The 17,041-nt window shown below is 63.1% G+C and carries 16 protein-coding genes; 6 read left to right on the forward strand and 10 right to left on the reverse strand.

What is annotated here, in order from left to right:
• Positions 1-178: 178 nt before the first annotated feature.
• From KW842_RS14670 to KW842_RS14685, 4 genes are all read right to left on the reverse strand, one after another.
• The gene (locus KW842_RS14670) at positions 179-889 is read right to left on the reverse strand and encodes a BON domain-containing protein (protein WP_218304848.1); all 711 of its coding nucleotides are present in this window, start codon (positions 887-889) and stop codon (positions 179-181) included.
• A gap of 88 nt (positions 890-977) precedes the next feature.
• On the reverse strand, positions 978-1,655 hold the full coding sequence (locus KW842_RS14675) for a hypothetical protein (protein WP_218304849.1): 678 nt from the start codon (positions 1,653-1,655) through the stop codon (positions 978-980).
• 80 nt (positions 1,656-1,735) lie between these two features.
• The gene (locus KW842_RS14680) at positions 1,736-3,436 is read right to left on the reverse strand and encodes a hypothetical protein (protein WP_218304850.1); all 1,701 of its coding nucleotides are present in this window, start codon (positions 3,434-3,436) and stop codon (positions 1,736-1,738) included.
• A gap of 273 nt (positions 3,437-3,709) precedes the next feature.
• A complete protein-coding gene (locus tag KW842_RS14685; protein ID WP_218304851.1) occupies positions 3,710-4,309 on the reverse strand; it encodes a short chain dehydrogenase in 600 nt (199 codons plus the stop codon).
• Between the two features lie 96 nt (positions 4,310-4,405).
• On the opposite strand from KW842_RS14685, the gene KW842_RS14690 reads away from it, so the two are divergent.
• Positions 4,406-5,317: a LysR family transcriptional regulator gene (locus KW842_RS14690; RefSeq protein ID WP_218304852.1), complete on the forward strand. Its 912-nt coding sequence runs from the start codon at positions 4,406-4,408 to the stop codon at positions 5,315-5,317.
• Positions 5,318-5,338: 21 nt separating this feature from the next.
• Here the strand turns inward: KW842_RS14690 and KW842_RS14695 are convergent, their stop codons facing one another.
• The 3 genes from KW842_RS14695 to KW842_RS14705 are packed head-to-tail and all read right to left on the reverse strand — an operon-like array spanning position 5,339 to position 9,553.
• Positions 5,339-6,793: an efflux transporter outer membrane subunit gene (locus KW842_RS14695; protein ID WP_218304853.1), complete on the reverse strand. Its 1,455-nt coding sequence runs from the start codon at positions 6,791-6,793 to the stop codon at positions 5,339-5,341.
• A gap of 22 nt (positions 6,794-6,815) precedes the next feature.
• Positions 6,816-8,429, reverse strand: a complete 1,614-nt coding sequence (locus KW842_RS14700) for a DHA2 family efflux MFS transporter permease subunit (protein WP_218304854.1) — start codon at positions 8,427-8,429, stop codon at positions 6,816-6,818.
• A gap of 11 nt (positions 8,430-8,440) precedes the next feature.
• Positions 8,441-9,553 carry an HlyD family secretion protein gene (locus KW842_RS14705; RefSeq protein WP_218304855.1) on the reverse strand — a complete coding sequence of 371 codons (1,113 nt, stop codon included), beginning with the start codon at positions 9,551-9,553 and terminating at the stop codon, positions 8,441-8,443.
• Between the two features lie 129 nt (positions 9,554-9,682).
• Here KW842_RS14705 and KW842_RS14710 point away from each other — a divergent pair, with 129 nt between their 5' ends.
• Positions 9,683-10,396, forward strand: a complete 714-nt coding sequence (locus KW842_RS14710; RefSeq protein ID WP_218304856.1) for a TetR/AcrR family transcriptional regulator — start codon at positions 9,683-9,685, stop codon at positions 10,394-10,396.
• A gap of 77 nt (positions 10,397-10,473) precedes the next feature.
• Positions 10,474-10,656: a hypothetical protein gene (locus tag KW842_RS14715; RefSeq protein ID WP_218305043.1), complete on the forward strand. Its 183-nt coding sequence runs from the start codon at positions 10,474-10,476 to the stop codon at positions 10,654-10,656.
• 27 nt (positions 10,657-10,683) lie between these two features.
• On the opposite strand, the gene KW842_RS14720 is transcribed toward KW842_RS14715, so the two are convergent.
• Positions 10,684-12,672: a hypothetical protein gene (locus tag KW842_RS14720; RefSeq protein ID WP_218304857.1), complete on the reverse strand. Its 1,989-nt coding sequence runs from the start codon at positions 12,670-12,672 to the stop codon at positions 10,684-10,686.
• Between the two features lie 149 nt (positions 12,673-12,821).
• Here KW842_RS14720 and KW842_RS14725 point away from each other — a divergent pair, with 149 nt between their 5' ends.
• A complete protein-coding gene (locus tag KW842_RS14725; RefSeq protein ID WP_218304858.1) occupies positions 12,822-13,334 on the forward strand; it encodes a GNAT family N-acetyltransferase in 513 nt (170 codons plus the stop codon).
• Between the two features lie 3 nt (positions 13,335-13,337).
• On the opposite strand, the gene KW842_RS14730 is transcribed toward KW842_RS14725, so the two are convergent.
• Together KW842_RS14730 and KW842_RS14735 are read right to left on the reverse strand one after the other, a co-directional pair.
• Positions 13,338-14,003 (reverse strand): thiol:disulfide interchange protein DsbA/DsbL, encoded by a 666-nt coding sequence (locus tag KW842_RS14730; protein WP_218304859.1) that lies wholly within the window; start codon positions 14,001-14,003, stop codon positions 13,338-13,340.
• Between the two features lie 35 nt (positions 14,004-14,038).
• Positions 14,039-14,950, reverse strand: a complete 912-nt coding sequence (locus KW842_RS14735; protein ID WP_218304860.1) for a LysR family transcriptional regulator — start codon at positions 14,948-14,950, stop codon at positions 14,039-14,041.
• Between the two features lie 95 nt (positions 14,951-15,045).
• Here KW842_RS14735 and KW842_RS14740 point away from each other — a divergent pair, with 95 nt between their 5' ends.
• Both KW842_RS14740 and KW842_RS14745 read left to right on the forward strand, forming a co-directional pair.
• Positions 15,046-15,468, forward strand: a complete 423-nt coding sequence (locus tag KW842_RS14740; protein WP_218304861.1) for a PACE efflux transporter — start codon at positions 15,046-15,048, stop codon at positions 15,466-15,468.
• Positions 15,469-15,504: 36 nt separating this feature from the next.
• A complete protein-coding gene (locus KW842_RS14745; RefSeq protein WP_218304862.1) occupies positions 15,505-16,809 on the forward strand; it encodes a M20/M25/M40 family metallo-hydrolase in 1,305 nt (434 codons plus the stop codon).
• Positions 16,810-17,041: the final 232 nt, after the last annotated feature.

A 17,041-nucleotide genomic window follows, 5' to 3' on the forward strand; every position in this document is an offset into this window, starting at 1 on the left:
CAATGCGCGCGGAAAGCACGCTTGCGGCTATTTTAAATGACGATCATCATGAATACAATCAAAAAAAAACGCCGGCGCGTAGGGCGCGGGCGGCGGCCAAAAGGCAGCGCCCGGCGGCGTTGCATGAACGCGGCCGGGCGCCGGGGACCGGGCGGGTGGGGAAACGCCGCCCTACCCTTTACTTGATGCGCAGCGAGCTTTGCACTTTGTTGACGCCTTTGACGTTACGCGCCACGTCCACGGCCTTGTCGACTTCCGACTGCGATGGCACGAAGCCGCTCAGCATGACGGTGCCGTTGGTGGTTTCCACGTGCACGTCCAGCGATTTCAGTGCTGGCTCGGCCATCAACTCGGTTTTGACTTTGGTGGTGATGGCGGTGTCAGCGATCGCGTCCTTGGCCAGTTCGGTTTTCGAACGGGCTTCGCACGAGGCCTTGTCGGTGCCGCTCATGGTGCTGCAGTCGATGCCGGTTTGCGCGGTGTCGGCGGCTTTCTTGCCGGCCTTGGCGTCGTTGACCCAGGCGGTGTGCTGCTGTTTGGCGCCGCTCAGGCAGCTGTCCTTGTCGCCGCCGGTGCGGTTGGCGCACTGTGCCTTGGCCAGGTCATAGTTGGCGTCGGCCACATTGATCTGGGCCTTTTCCACCGACTTTTTGTCGTTCTTGAATTGCAGCGCGGCGGTCGATTCGGCATTGGCACGCGTGACTTTGGCCTGCTCCTGGCAAACATCCTTGGCATTCCCCGATTGTGCATCGCAGGCAGCCTTGGCGGTTTTATAGTCCGCATCCGATTTGTTGACGGCGGCCTTGTAGGCAACGGTGTCGTTGTTCGGGGTGGCGGCGAAGGCGGCGCTAGCGGCGGTGGCCAGCACGAAGCAGAGTAATTTGTTCATGATGTGTGTCCCTCTTTGTGGTGGTTGGTGGACACATTAAACGCCTGCTCGGCCGCAAGCTCCGTGCGCAAACGTACACAGACGGCATTTACTCTTCGTGCGACAGGCCTTTACGCCACACCAGACTGGCTTGCTCGAAGATAGGCAGGCCGGGCGTGAAGGCTGCGCCAGTGGGCGCCAGTTGCAGCCAGGTCAGGGTGCTGTGGGTGCCTGGCACGTTGATCTCTGGCGAGGGCTGGCGCACCGCACGCATCCACGCCGCCACGCTGGCGTATTGCTGCGGATGCCGCTGGTGTATCCAGGCTAATGCGACCAGGTCGGCATAGCCTTCTTCGCGGCGGGTGTCGCGCAATGCTTCCGCTGCGCTGGCGTGGGCAGGGCTGGCTTCAAAGCCGGCCGGCACGGCGTGCCAGCTGCCTTGCGCATAGCGCCAGCAATGGCCGATTTCGTGCGCCACCATGGCTTCGATCATCAGCGGGCGCTGCGCGGCGGGGACTTGATCGAGGATGTCTTCGGCGTTGGGATTGCCGCGCATCGACAGCACCAGCTTGCAGCGGCCGTTCTCATAGCCCAACGCCAGCGGCACATCGTTGGCGCGTGCCTGCGGCTGCACCGTGATGTCGATCGGCAGTTTGAGGTCCTGCTTGGCGTAATTCAGCACCGCCGCCCCGGCGGTCAGCCAGCGAATTTCCATCTCGGTCAGCTCGGCAGCCGAGCTCAGACCGGAGGCCAGTAACAGCAGGGGGAAGAAGGTGCGCTTGATCATGGTGATCAAACTCTAGCATGCACCGGACAATAATTATTGCCCGGTGGCAGGTATATTACTACGTAGAAAAACAGGAATGCTTAGTGTGCCAACAAGCTCGTTGCCGTTTTGAACTCGGGACGAATGTCGTTTGGTACAGCTTTCATTTTATCCAAGGCCTTCTGTACATCCGGGCGGATGACCACGTACTTGCTCATCATTTCCTTGGCGCGCGCGTAGTCGCCAGTGGCTTCGATGGTCAGGAACTCGCGGTCCAGATCGATCACTGCCTGCTTGATCTTCTTGAAGTCGACCGCGAAAGTGCCGTCGCCATGCGACACGAAGCCGCCCTTGTCGAGGATGTAGTTGACCTGGATCGCCATGCCGCGCGCGTGCGAATCGGTCAGGCCGAAGTGCAGCGTACGGAAGGCCGAGGCCAGGAAGGTGGTGTACAGCTTGCGTTCGGCTGCCTCGCCCTGCCCCAGCGTGCCTTGCAGCTGGCCTTTGTCCATCATATACGCCAGCACGTACAGGCCGGTGATGTCGGCCTTGGCTTCCTCGATGGTCGAATAGGCTTCCTTCAGATCCTGGCGCGGGGTGGACTCCTTGCCATCCTTGCGGGTGATGTGCGGGCCCAGGCCGTGGGTGATTTCGTGCGCCAGGATGTGGGTGAAGAAGGAGTCGAAGTCAACATCCTTCTGATCGGCCGGGCGCAGCACCAGCTTGGAGATCGGCGTCAGCGTCGATTTGAATTTGGCCTGCTGCACATTCTTCAGCATCACGCGCTTGGAGCCGCGCTGGCTGATGATGCGCTCATCGTTGGGCAGATTGTAGGCGGCGGTCTGTACGCCCATATTGCCATCGCCGGCGCCGTACACCTGATTCACCACCACCATCGGCGCCAGCGCGCCGACTTTCGGATTGCGGTATTGCGCGTCCAGCGGCAGATTGTCTTCCAGCTCCTGCATGTGCTTGGCGAAGAAGTCCAGCTTCTGGGTTTCCTTCTGGTCGCGGATGTTGACGTAAGCTTCAAACGCGGCCTTATAGCCAAACAGTTCGTCGTTGTAGGTCTCGTATGGGCCGATGGTGATGTCGACCGGCGAGTCCAGGTCCATCCAGGCGAAGTCGGACGCCAGGTAGTCGTTGCTCAGGAAAGCGTCGGCGCGCAGTTGCAGGAATTTCTTCAGCGAGGCGTTGTCGGTGTCGGCGGCAGCTTGCTTCAGCAGCGCGGCGGCTTTTTCCAGATCGGCCTTGTACTCATCAGAATACTTGACGATGCTGAACTGGCCATCCTTGTTCTTGCGGATGGTGGTGAAGAACCATTGCGCCTGCTCCTTGTCGGCGGCTGGCAGCGCGTTGATCCAGGAATCCAGTTCGGCCTTGCTCGCGCCTTGCGGATAGAAGTTGCCGCCTTCTGGTTTCTTGTTTGGCACCTTGATGCCGGCCACTTCCGCTGGCAGGAAGGATTGGTGGTCGTCCAGGATGGACCATGGGCCTTTGTTGAGCCAGAAGTAGTTCAGGCGCGCCTTGCCCAGCGGGGTCGTGTCTTGTTGCAGCGCGGCCCACAGCGCTTCGTTGCCGGACCAGCGCTGGCGCAGTTGCAGCACGTCGATGATCTTGGCCGCTTCGATCAGCTTGGCGATGGCTTTCTTGTCGCCGGCCGACAGGTGGCTGGTGTCGGCGGTCAGCGCGACCGGCGCATAGCGCTTGCTCATTTTGTTGAGCTGGTTGACGTCGGCCGGTGCGGCATAGGCGGTGGCGCAGGCGATTGCCAGCGCCAGCGGGAGCAGGATTTTTTTCATGTGGTCCTCTTGTGGAGTAAGGGCCACATTGTAATCCAGCCAGTCAGCGCCGGCACTCAGCGGCTCGCTGCCAGCGCGTGATTGGTAGCCGCGACTGGCGGAGGTGCCGCTGGCGTTCGGTGTGAGCACTGGCGGCGCGGCGCCCGGTTCACTGTCGTCAGCCTCGCTCTCGCCTTTCGTCTAAACGTTCTCTTTGTTTTAAGACCGAAATAGTTCGAAATAGCCCTTTTAGCCTTTTTAGACCACTCGAAAATATAGAGAGGGTATGCTCTCCTACCAGGCGCGGTAGACTTGGCCGGTCTGTGCGCCATCGACGCTGCGCGCATAGGCCAGCGCGGCGCGGCTGGCGGCGATAGGTTCAAAGCCGACGAAGAACGGGCCGTAGCTGCCCATCGATTCCTGCAACACCGTCGGGCTGACCACGTTGATGCGCAGACCACGCGGCAGCTCAATCGCCGCACCACGCACAAAGCCCTCGACAGCAGCGTTGACCATGCTGGCGCTGGCGCCGTTGCGTATCGGCTGCTCCGCCACAATGCCGCTGGTCAGCGTAATCGAACCGCCATCGTTCAGATACTCCTGCGCCACCAGCGCCACATTCACCTGCCCCATCAACTTGCTGTTCAAGCCAAGGTAAAACTGCTCCGGCGTGAACGACGCCAGCGGTGCGAAATGCAGCTTGCCGGCCGCGACCACCACCGCATCCACCTTGCCAACCTTGGCGAACAAGCCCCGCACCGAATCGATATTGGCAAAATCCACCTGATGCTGGCCCCCTTGCGCGCCGACCGTCACCACCTCATGCCGCTGCCCCAGCTCCTCAACGACTGCCTTGCCCACAGCGCCGGTGGCGCCAATCACGATCACTTTCATGCTGAACTCCTTTTAGAAAACACCAGTATGTTCCCCTTCACCCAAGGAATAAATACGCTAAGATGAAGAACATTACAAATCCAAAGTTAGCAATCAATGGACAAGCTACGCAGCATGGAAATCTTCGTCGCGGTGGTCGATGCGGGCAATTTCACTGCCGCCGCCGCGCGATTCAACCTGTCGCCGGTCATGGTCGGCAAACACATCGCACAACTCGAGGCCACGCTGGGTGCACGGCTGCTGACGCGCACCACGCGCCGCCAAAGCCTGACCGAAATCGGCGTGCAGTACGTCGAGCAATGCCGCGCCATCCTGGCACAGATAGCAGCGGCCGAACGTGGCGCGGAAGCGATGCGCAGCGTGCCGCGCGGACGACTGCGCATCACTGCCTCCACCTCATTCGGCAACGAATGGCTGGCGCCCGCGCTGACCGACTATCTGCGGCTGCATCCCGAAGTCAGCGTGGACCTGAACCTGAACGACCGCATGGTGGATATGGTGGATGAAGGCTACGACGCCGCCATCCGTATTGGTGCGCCGGCAGACTCCGGCATGATCGCGCGGCCATTGCGGCCGTACACGATGGCGATCTGCGCCTCGCCTGGCTACCTGAAAGCGCGCGGCATGCCGCGCACGCCGGGCGATCTGGCGCAGCATGAATGCCTTGATTTTGTGGTGGGGGATGTGGGCGTCAGCTGGCGGCTGCAATCAGTGCACGGCAAGCGGCCGCTGCAGCCGAGCCGCTTCCGCGCCAACAGCGGACAAGCATTGCGCCAGGCCGCGCTGCATGATTTCGGGATTGTGATGCAGGCCGAAGTGCTGCTGGCGCAGGACATCGCTGCCGGCCGGCTGGTGCCAATACTGAGCAGCCATCTGCCGGCGCCGCGACCGATGAATGTGATCTACCCGCGCGACCGTCGGGCCACGCCCAAGCTGACCACTTTCATCGACTTCATCGTGGAACGCTTAGGACCAGCGGCATCGTTGCCGCTGGCCTCTTCCGCGTAATCGTTACTGGCACTACTTGCGTTACTGAGCGACCTGCGCCAATTGCTGCGAAGGCTGCCAGCCGGCGCCCAGCGCGCGCGCCACCGACACCGCCGCCAACAGACGCTGGGTATTGATCTGCACCGCCGCGCGGTCCGCCGCCAGCGCACTACGCTGCGCATCCGTCACATCGAGGTAAGTCGACACGCCACGCTCATAGCGCGCCCGCGCCACCAGATAACCACGCGCCGCCGCCACTTGCGAAGCCTGCTGCGCATCGCCCTGCAACTGGCGCTGCTGCACGTCCGACAGCGCATCCTCCACCTCACGCAGCGCGGTCAGCAGCTTGCTCTGGTGATTCGCCAGCGCCTCTTCATAGCGCGCCTTGGCGATCGCCAGATTGGCCTTGTTGCGGCCACCGTCAAAGATCGGCAGTGACAGCGCCAGCGGGCCAGCGCTGAACTGGCGCGAATCGCCCTTGGCCAGATTGCTCAGGCTCTCCGATGCAAAGCCGAAGTTACCGGTCAGCGACAGCGAAGGATAGAAAGCGCCTTCCGCCACGCCGATCTGCGCATTATTGGCACGCAGCGTGGCCACGCTGCCGGCCAGATCGGGACGATGCGACAGCAGGCTGGCCGGCAGGCCGACCGGAATCGCCGGCGGCAGCGGCAGCGAGGCCGCGTTGGCGTTGGACGCGGTCAGCATGGCCGACGGCGAAGCGCCGACCAGCGTCGCCAGACTGTGTTCCAGCAGATTGCGCTGGCGCTGCACCTCATGCAGGTCCGCCTGCGCGTTGGCGCGTTCGATGCGCGCGCGCGACACGTCCAGCTCATTCGACAGCCCAGCGTCGAAACGCGCGGTCACCAGTTCCTCGCTTTCGCGGCGGGTATCCAGCGCGCCGTTGAGGATAGCGATTTCCGCATCCAGGCCACGCAGCTGCCAGTAAGTAGTGGCCAGTTGCGACGACAGCATCAGCAGCACGCCATCACGGTCCGCCTCGGCTACCAGCGCCTGCGCATCGGACGCTTCGACCAGACGGCGTACGCGGCCCAGCAGATCCACCTCATACGAGAAGTTGGAGCCAACCGAATAGTTGTTACCCTTGATCGAACGGCCGCCAAGCGCCAGTCCTTGCGACGTCTCGGCGGAAGTGCGCGAGTTGGAGATGCCGGCATTGACGCTCAGCTGCGGCTGCTGATTGGCGCGGGTGACGCCAGCCTGCTCCAGCGCCTGCACCAAGCGCTGCGCGGCCGCCTTCACGCTTGGATTGTCGCGCAGCGCGGTTTCTTCCAGACGATTCAGGGTGGCGTCATTAAACACGGTCCACCACTGCGCCGGCAAATGCGCCTCGCTGGCGCCGGCTTGCGGCAGATGGCGGAACGACGCGTCGGCGACATTCGCCGGGGCCTTGAAATCGCTGCCCACAGTGGCGCAGCCAGTCATGGCCAGGGTGACAGAAACAGCGAGCGTCAGGCGCTTCAGAGCTGAATTCAACATGATTACCTCTTAAGTGTTTTTGTTAGTGAGCACCGCCACCACCACCGGCGGAAGGCGCTTTGACTTTGTCCGAGAACCACAGCACGCCGATGCAGGCAAACAGCACCATCGCCACCAGGAAGAAGCCGTCGTTATAGGCCATCACATACGACTCGCGCCGCACGATGCCGTCCACCGCCTTCAAAGCCATGTCCGACGCGGTCGCGCTGTCGAAGCCCTTGCTGATGAAGGACGCGCTCAGCGCATCCAGACGCTCTTGCGTGGCCAGCGCGAAGCTGCTGACCGATTCGCCGATGCGCACCGAGTGGAAATGCTCGCGGTTGGTCAGCGAGGTGGCCAGCAGCGCGATGCCGATCGAACCACCCAGGTTGCGCGTCATATTGATCAGGCTAGACGCCGACGGCACATCTTTCGGCGCGATGCCGTTCATCGCGAAGTTCGACAGCGTCAGCATGACGAAGGGCTGACCGAGCGCGCGCACCACCTGCGACAGCAGCAGCTGATCGTAGCCGGTGGTTGCGTCCATATAGGCATTCATCATGCACGAACCGCCAAACAGCAGCAGGCCGAAGGTGCACAGGATGCGGTTGTCGACCTTGGCCGACAGCTTGGCCACAAACGGCATGATGAACAGCTGCGGCAGACCGGCCCACATGATCACCTCACCGATCTGCATCGGCGAATAGCCGGGAATCTGCGCCAGGAACAGCGGCAGGATGAAGGCCGAGCCATACAAGCCCATGCCCATCGCCATCGACAGTGCGGTGGCCGCGGCAAAGTTGCGCTGCCCGTACAAAGCCAGATTAACGAACGGCTGCTTGCGCGTCGCGCCAGTCACCACCCAGCCCAGCAGGCCAACCAGCGCCAGCGCGGCAAAAGTGTTGATGAAGGCCGAATCGAACCAGTCCTTCGAATTACCCTCTTCCAGGAAGATGGTCAGGCTGCCCAGTCCCACCGCCATGAAGGCGATGCCCAGCCAGTCAGCATTGAACAGCTGCGACAGATTCGACTTCTCCTTGTCCAGACCAACCGCGATACCACCGATCAGCAGCAGACCCGGCACCCAGTTGATGTAGAAGATCGACGGCCAGCCATACAGCTCGCTCAGATAGCCGCCCAGCGTTGGCCCCATCGACGGCGCCAGCGTGGCGGTCAGGCCGAAGATGGCCATGCCGGTGGCGCGCTTGGAGGCGGGCAGCTTGGTCATCACCAGCGTCATCGCCATCGGAATCAGCGCGCCGCCAGTAAAGCCCTGCAGCATGCGGAAGGCGATCATGCTCTCCAGGTTCCAGGCGAAACCGCATAGCGTGGAGAAGCCCAGGAACAAGGCGGTAGTGCCGATCATGTAGCGGCGCGCGCCAAACACGCGCACGAACAGGCCAGTCATCGGGATCACGATAATCTCCGCCACCAGGTAGGCGGTGGCGATCCACGAGCCCTCTTCCTGGGTGGCTGACAACGTGCCGAGAATGTCCTTCAGCGAGGAGTTGGTGATCTGGATGTCGAGCACCGCCATAAAGGCGCCCAGCATGCCGGCGGCCACCGCCAGCCAGGTACGGCCGGAGACCTTCTCGCTCGGCATCACCGGAGCGAGCGGCTTCCCGCCGCCTGGCGTATCAATTGTGGTGCTAGCCATGACGCAGCTCCTTAGTGGGCAGCGTCAGACTTCAGCGACACTTCGGCGATGGCCGACATGCCCGGCACCAGCCGGCCGCTCAGCGCCTTCACATCTTCCGGCTTGAAGGTAATCTTGACCGGCACACGCTGCACGATCTTGGTGAAATTGCCGGTGGCGTTATCGGCCGGCAGCAGCGCGAACTGCGCGCCCGACGCTGGCGCGAAGCTGTCCACGGTGCCGATCAATTCCCTGCCCGGCAGCGCATCAATGGTCACATGCACTGGCTGGCCTTTTTTCAGCTCGGCCAGCTGGGTTTCCTTGAAGTTGGCGGTCAGCCAGACGTTTTCCTGCACGATGGCGGTCAGCGACTGGCCAGGCTGCACGCGCTGGCCGACTTCGATGGTGCGCTTGCCGATGCGGCCCGACACCGGCGCCAGAATCTGGTTGTAAGCCAGTTGCTGTTTGGCGTCCTTCAATTGCACCTGCAACACGGCGATCTGCGCGTTGGTCACTTCGCGCGCCGATTTGGCCGAAGCAATTTGCGCCTTGGCGGCGACGGCGCTGTCCTTGCGCGCAGCCACGTCGGCGATGGCGCCGGCACGGGCGGCGACCGCAGCGTCCAGCTCCGCTTTCGACACGGCCTTCATCTGGCTGTTATACAGCTGGCCGAAACGCTCGGCGTCCTGTTTGGCGCGCACCAGCTGCGCTTCCGACTGCGCCACCTGCGCGGCGGCGGCGCTGGCCTGGGCCTGCACTTGCGCGATCTGCGCGTCGGCCTGGATCACCTGCTGCTGGGCCGAAGCGATCTGCGCCTGGATCTGCTCGACGCGCACACCCTGGTCGAACGGGTCCAACTCGGCGATCACGTCACCCTGCTTGACCAGCTGGTTATCGTCGATCAGCACCTTGGTGACCACGCCGGCGATGCGCGACGACACCGGATGCACGTGACCGGCCACGTAGGCGTTGTCGGTCTCCACATAGTAATGGCTGCGATACCACATGCGGCCGCCAACGGCCAAGGCGGCGAGCGCGACCACGGCCGCCACCACCAGCACGCGGCGGTTCGGTGGCTGTGGCGCGGCAGGGGCCGCCGCTGCGGGAGCTTGCACGGCGCTGAGTTTTTGTTCTTGGGTGGACATGAATAGCTCCGAAGAAATGAAATGAGATAGGAGCATTATGGAGGGTTTCTGCGCAAAGTCAAGAAATGAAACGGTTGCATTTCATTTTTTGATGGACTAGCATAGCGTCATTCGCTATCATTCCCGGCCATGACCTCCACCGACCTCAACGACACCGCCCCGCTGGACGAGCAAGATTGCCCTGAAGGCAATTACTCGCCCGACTCGCCGTGCTTTGGCAAGGCGGCTGGCCGCCCGCGCGCCGCCGACAAGGCCGCCCGCCGCGAAGCGCTGCTGGCCACCGCCGGCCGGCTCTTCCTGGAAAAAGGCTATAGCAAGGTCAGTCTGGAAATGATCGCCCGCGAAGCCCACGTGGCGGTGCGCACCATCTACGTCAAATTCGGCGGCAAGGCCGGATTGCTGAACGCCATCATCGCCAACGGCCGCGAGCACTATATGTCCGGCATGGAAGCCATGGAAACCGACCAGCGTCCGATGGAAGTCATTCTTGGCGACTTTGCGCTGCGCTTCCTGGAACTGGTGTCGCTGCCGACCTTCAACAATCTGCACCGCATGGTGGTGGCCGAAGCCAAGTCCACGCCGGAACTGGCGGCAACCTTCTTCAAGGCCGGCCCGCAGCTGACCCGCGACGAGCTGGGCCGCTTCTTCGCCCGCCCCGACATCCAGGCGCAGTTGCGCGACGACCTGCGGCCGGAGATGGTGCCGGTGTTCCTGATCAACTGCCTGATGGGCGACTACATGACCCGCCTGCTGTTCCCGCGCGAACAAGGTCTGCACGGCGAAGAGCTGCGCGCCCGTGCCGCCGAGGGACTGGACCTGTTCCTGCACGCGGTGCGCCGCTAGGTACGCTAGCGCACACTAAAACGCGCCCAAAAATTTGCCAATTGATCTATACTGATTTTTTGCAAATCGGAGCACACATGAGCAAAATGAATCGTCTGGACTGGAGCAAGCAAATCACGCTCATGAACGAGCGCATCAAGCACTTCCAGGCCAATCCTGGCCAGGAACAGCTGGATGCCGTGGTCGCCGAACTGCAGGCGTACGCCGAAGCGGCGCGCAGCGGCGGCATCGAAATCCCGGCGCGCTTCACCGTCAACTGAAACGCGCCGGCAGCGTCGCTTGACGGCTTAGTTCAGCGAGGTAAAGCGCGCGGCAATCACTTTGCCCAGATAGCGTTCCATCACGGCGCGGCTCTTGAACTGTCCCAGCACAATCAGCTTGGCATCCTCAGTGGTGCGCGGATTCTTGTTCTGGTCCACATCCAGCGAACCGGTCGTGGTCGAAACACGGTTGAAGGCCTGCGGACCGCTATCGGTGGTGCGCACCCACGCCGCCAGGTTCAGTGACGCGGTGTAGAATGTTTCCGTCGGCGCGCCGCTGGCGATCGCCACATCCTTGAGCACCTTGGCCTGGCTGCCGCCGCTGCCAGCTGGCCGCGCGAACATCCCGCTCCAGAACACCGGCTTCATATAATCCCAGTTAGCGATGGCCGTCACCTCACTCTGCTGCTGGGCAGTCAGATTCGGATAGATCTGGCGCGCCAGGAAGCTGCCGGCGTCGGGCGTGGCGCCGTTGATGGACTGGTAGGTGAAATCGCCCGCAGGGTACAGCACCCATGGCATCGCCGTGTAGCCTTGATAGACATTGACGAACATGCTCGGCACCGGCAAGGTTTCCTGCGGTCCTTGGGTAATGTACTCGGCACGCGCCTGCTTGAGCTCCTGATAGCGCATGCACTGTAGTGTATAGCTAACGCCGGAGCTCAGCGTTTCCGGGCAGCTCTGCGCGGCGCTGGCCGGATCGGCGTAGTTATAGAACTCCATGATCAGGTAGTAGGCCATCAGGTTGACGTTGTCATAATACTGCACAAAGTCGCTCATCGACTTCAGCGTTTTCTGGTTCAGGAACACTTCCTTGCTGTAATCCGGCACGGCGACTTTGGGGAACTGGAAATCGACCATGGTGGCAACCATCGATGAATTACCTGGCGTGCCGTTCAGCGCGGCGGAGATCTGCGCGCGGTCGCCCTGGATGGATTCGATCACCGCCAGCAGTCGCTTGACTTCGGCCGCCTGCTGCGTCGCGCTCACCTGCGGCAGGTTCTGCAAGTCCCAATAGGCGCGCTTGACCTTCTCGACCAGCGCCAGCAGCTGGCTGGTCTGCGTCAGCAGGCGCAGTGCACGCTGCTGCTGGGCGACGTCATCCACCTTCTTGCTGACCTCCTCCACCTTGGCCATAGTCTGCTTGACGGCGCTTTCGATGGTGCTCAGTTGCTGGCTCATGGCGCTGAGCTGGCTGGCAATGCCCTTCAGTTCATTCATTACGGCGGCATGGTTGGCAGCCTCGGTGTTCAGACCGATCTTGCTCAACACACTGCCCATGGCCTCGCCACCAATCTTGCCGAGCGCGCCCTTGACCAGCTCGATGCCGATGGTCGCCACGATAGGCGCGATCATCAGCAATGGCTTGTACTGACGCTGTAGCGTCGCATCAGCAGCGATGCTGTCGACCAGCTGGCCGATCTGCTGGTCCAGACTGAGACCCTTGCTTTGTGCCGCCAGCCAGTTGTCCGAGACAAACCGCGCAGGGCTGAACAGGTTCTGATCCACCATCTGCTGCGAGGTGGTGGAGGCGTCCAGCATCAGGTAATTACTGACGCGCTGCTCGGCGGCGGCCTGCTGCATGCCCTTGAGACGCACCAGGCGGTCCACCAGCGTCGAACGCACATTCACCCCGGTGATGGTCGAGGCATCGTCGGGATTGACGATGGCCGACAACAGCGCGCAACTCAGGGCGTTGGCCTGATCGGCGCAGCCCTGTGCCTCGATACGCAACTGGCGCGCCGCCTGGGCGGTCAGCGCCGTGGTATCCAGCGCCAGATTGCCATTGTCGTAAATGGTGCCGCTGGCGACAATGGCGCTGCCGCTGAGCACCTTGGCGCTGCCGCCGCTCACTGGCCTGGCCAGACTGATTTCGCTACGCAGATGCAGCACCGATTTCGGCTCGCTGGCATCCGGCGATGCCGCAGCAGGATCGCTGCTGCCGCAGGCCTGCAAGGCTGCGGCAACGGCACCGGCCAGCAGGGTCTTGGCCAACACGGTGGCGGAATTTTGCATAATGGCTCTCTCTTTGCGAGGATGGTATGAAGGAGCCGGATTCTAATAACAGGTAGCGACATTGTCTGTAGCACATTCGCGCTACAGACAAACGCGACACCATCCCGTTTGCTCTATACTTCATGACACCGACATCACTGCCAACGACCATGAATCTGCGCACCCTGCAAGCCGCCGACGTGACCCGCCTGCTGGCGTTCGAGCTGGACAACCGCAGCTGGTTCGAGCAGCACGTGGAAGCGCGCGCAACGGCGTTCTACACGCCGGCCGGCGTGGCCAGCCACATCGCCGACTACCTAGCTGAGCATGCGGCCGGCACGCTGCATCCGTGCGTGCTGACCAGCGACGACGGCAGCGCCATCATCGGCCGCGCCAATCTGCGCAAGATTGACCGCAGCAATGGCGTCGGCGAAGTGGGCTACCGCATCGGTCACGCGCAGGCGCGGCAGGGCCTGGGCAGCCGTGCACTGGACCATCTGATGGGATTGGCGCGCCAGCAGTATCAGCTGCGCATCCTGAATGCGTGGATCTCGCCGCAGAACCTGGGCTCGCGGCGCATCCTGGAGAAAGCCGGTTTCAGCCGCGACGCGCTGGCGGCGCCGCATGTGGTGCAGGTGAACGGCGTGCAGCACGCCTCCCACCTGTACCAGTGTCACCTGTAGGCGTTACTTCTTGCCAGCGCGCGCCTGGGCGACCAGCGCGTCCAGCACCTGCAGCGTGGCGGCGTTCAGCTGGTTGCGCGGCGTGCCCGGATTGGCGGTGTCGATCTGTGCCGGCGTAGTCAGGAAACGGCCATCGACGATCAGCGTCGGGGTGCTGTTGACTTCATAGGTACCCGCCACGCGGCCGGCGTTCTTCAGACGGGTCATCACCGCGAACGAATTGTAGGTGGCGGTGAACTTCTCCTTGTCGATGCCGTTCTTGACCGCCCAGTCGATATTGTCGGCGTCCGACTTCAGGCGCTTGCGCTCGACGTGCCAGGTGCTCAGCACCTTGGCGTGCAGCTGCTCTTCCAGCTTCATCGCCTCCAGCGTCAGGAACAGATGCGCTTCCGGGTCGTTCTCGCCGGTCAGCGGCAGATGGACGCGGCGGAACACGATGCTGTCGCCCTGCTTCTTGACCCAGGCCACCATGTCCGGCTCCAGCGCGTAACACGCCGGGCAGTGGTACATAAAGAATTCGATCACTTCCACCTTCTTGCCCTGCGCCTGCACCGGCTGCGGGGTTTTCAGGGTGGTGTATTCGGCGCCGTTGCGCGGCGCGGTCGGCGAGGCAAAAGCGGTCGCGGCGCACAGGCCGGCAACCACCAGGGCAATCTTCATCAAACGCATATCGGAAACTCCAAAGGTGCAAAAACAGCAGAGTATCACTTCTGCGGCGGACGCGCCTCCAAACCGGCGATATCCTGCATCAGCGCGATCAGCCGCTTGGCGCCCAGACCCAGCGGGCGGTCGTTGACCCACACCAGGTCCACCCACAGCCGCAGCTCGCTGCTCATATGGGCAAATCGGATGCCGAGCAGCTCGCCGCTATCGAGCAGCGGCTGCGCCAGCCGGCGCGGCAGATAGGCCCAGCCCAGGCCTGCGCGCACCAGGCCCAGCGTGGCCAGATGGCTGTCGGTGCGCCACAGCTTGCGCGAGATCAGCACGCGCTGATCGGCCTCGCGCACCGCGCGGCTGAAGATGGCGATCTGGCGCAGGTCGACCAGGTCCTCCAGCCGCCAGCCGCCGTGGCGTTCCAGCGCCAGCGGATGGCGCGGCGAAATCACCGGCACCAGCAGTTCGCTGCCCAGCTCCTGGAAGCTTTCGTGCTCATCAACGCTGGGCCGCTCGTACAGCAGCGCCAGCTGGGCCGCGCCGTCATGCAGCATGCGCAGCGCGTCATCCTGCGGCGCCGACAGCACCTCCACCTCCAGCGCTGGGAACTCCTGCGCCAGCCGCGCCAGCGGATCGCTCCACGGCGCCGACAGCAGTTCCGGCGCCACCGCCAGCGTCAGCCGCCGTTCCAGGCCCTGATGCAGCGACAGCGCGTGCGCCTGCAAGCGGCGCAGCTGGCCGGCCATCTGGCGCGCCTCCGCCTCCAGCGCGCGCGCCGACTCGGTGGGCCGCACCTCGCGCGAACTGCGCTCAAACAGCGCGATGCCCAGCTCCGCCTCCAGATGGGCGATGCTCATACTGACGGCCGACGGCACCCGTCCCAGCGCGCGCGCGGCGGCCGAGAACGAGCCGTGGTCCAGCACGGCCAGAAACACCGCGACGTTATCCGAGGAAAAAGCCATTCCGCCAATCTATCAGAAAAACTGAAAGCTGCCGACTTTTTCAATCAGAAAAACCCCCATACCATGCAGGCTGTTGTCATTAGAAAGGAAACATCATGCAAGGCCTGAAAAGAAAAATCGTCTACGCGTCGCTGTTTGAACTGATTGCCATCGGCTTGACCACCAGCCTGCTGATGCTGGGCGCCGGCCACGAGGCGGGCCATGCCGGCGTGGCGGCCGTGGCCTCCTCGACCATCGCCTTCATCTGGAACCTGATGTTCAACCACGCGTTTGAAGCATGGGAGGCGCGCCAGCCGACGCGCGGCCGCGACTGGAAGCGGCGCGCGCTGCACGCCATCGGCTTTGAAGGCGGACTGGTGGTGATGCTGGTGCCGCTGTTCGCGTGGTGGCTGAACATCTCGCTGTGGGAAGCGCTGCTGCTGGATATTGGCCTGCTGCTGTTCTTCATGGTCTATACCTACCTGTTCGCGCTGGCGTTCGACCGCGTATTCGGCCTGCCCGCCTCGGCGCAAGGCTGAGCTACAATCGACACCAGACCATCTACAGGAGCCCACATGAAGTTGCAACCGCTTGCTTTCGCAGTCCTGGCTTTGGCGCTGACGCTGGACTCTGCGCGTGCTGATGGCCTGTCGGCCACCGAGCAGAAAATTGTCGCCGAAGTGAAGGCACATTCGGCGCAAGGCCTGACGCTGCTGGAGCGCTCGGTCAACATCAACAGCGGCACCATGAATCACGAGGGCGTGCGCGCGGTCGGCAAGCTGTTTGGCGAGCAGTTCGCGCAGCTGGGCTTTGCCACGCGCTGGGCCGAGATGCCGCCGGCCATGCAGCGCGCCGGCCACCTGATCGCCGCGCGCGAGGGCAAGCAGGGCAAACGCTTGCTGCTGATCGGCCATCTGGATACGGTGTTCGAGAAGGACAGCCCGGTGCAGCTGTGGCAGCGCCATGGCGACCGGGTGCGCGGCCAGGGCGTCAACGACATGAAAGGCGGCGACGTCATCATCATCGAAGCGCTGCGGGCGCTGCATCGCGTGGGCGCGCTGGACAACACCAGCATCACCGTGATCTTCACCGGCGACGAAGAGAATGCCGGCGAGCCGATCGCAATCTCGCGCGCCGACATGGTCAACGCCGCCAAGCGCAGCGATATCGCGCTGGCCTTCGAGGCGACCGTACGCGACCAGGACGGCCGCGACACCGGCACCATCGGCCGCCGCGCGGCGTCTTCTTGGGAGCTGAAAGTCAGCGGCAAGCAGGGCCACTCCAGCGGCGTGTTCAGCGACAGCGCCGGCTACGGCGCGATCTACGAAGCGGCGCGGATACTGGACGGCTTCCGCCAGCAGGTGATCGAGCCGGACCTGACCTTCAGTCCGGGCCTGATCGTCGGCGGCACCGATGCCGGCGCCGACGCGCTGGGCACGGCCGGCCAGGCGTCCGGCAAGAGCAATGTGATCGCGCGCACAGCGACCGTGGAAGGCGATTTGCGCTACCTCAGCTACGCGCAACGCGACCGCGCGCATGCCAAGATGAAGGCCATCGTCGCGCAGAATCTGCCGGGCACCAGCGCCAGCATCACTTTCCGCGACGCCTATCCGCCGATGTCGCCGACCGATGGCAACCTGGCGCTGCTGAAGGTCTACTCGCAAGCCAGCAAGGACGCCGGCCTGGGCGACATTCCCGCCCTGCCGCCGGGCCAGCGCGGCGCCGGCGACGTGCAATTCGTCGCGCCGCTGCTGGACAGCCTGGACGGCCTCGGCGCCACCGGCAACGGCGCCCACTCGCCCGACGAAGACCTGGAAATCGCCTCCATCGAACGCGCCACCATCCGCACCGCCATCCTGCTCTACCGCCTGACGCGCTAAGCCGGATTCAGGCCAACCACTCGTCGTCTGCAAGACAGTCATTATCGAACTAGAGTGGCTCATGCGGAAGCGATACAAGGTAGAGCGCGCGGCGGTCGTCTTAGCTTTTCAGCATATGCTAAGTTTGACGCATATAAAAATGCATGGCGTCTTTTGATGATCGCAAGTTCGCAAGGCGGGTGGCGGCTTTGGGATTGCAGCCGCCGGTGATGGTGCTGCGCTGAGGGCGTAA

Origin of the sequence: Duganella sp. sic0402, assembly GCF_019219065.1 — a bacterium.
Classification (GTDB): domain Bacteria; phylum Pseudomonadota; class Gammaproteobacteria; order Burkholderiales; family Burkholderiaceae_D; genus Rugamonas.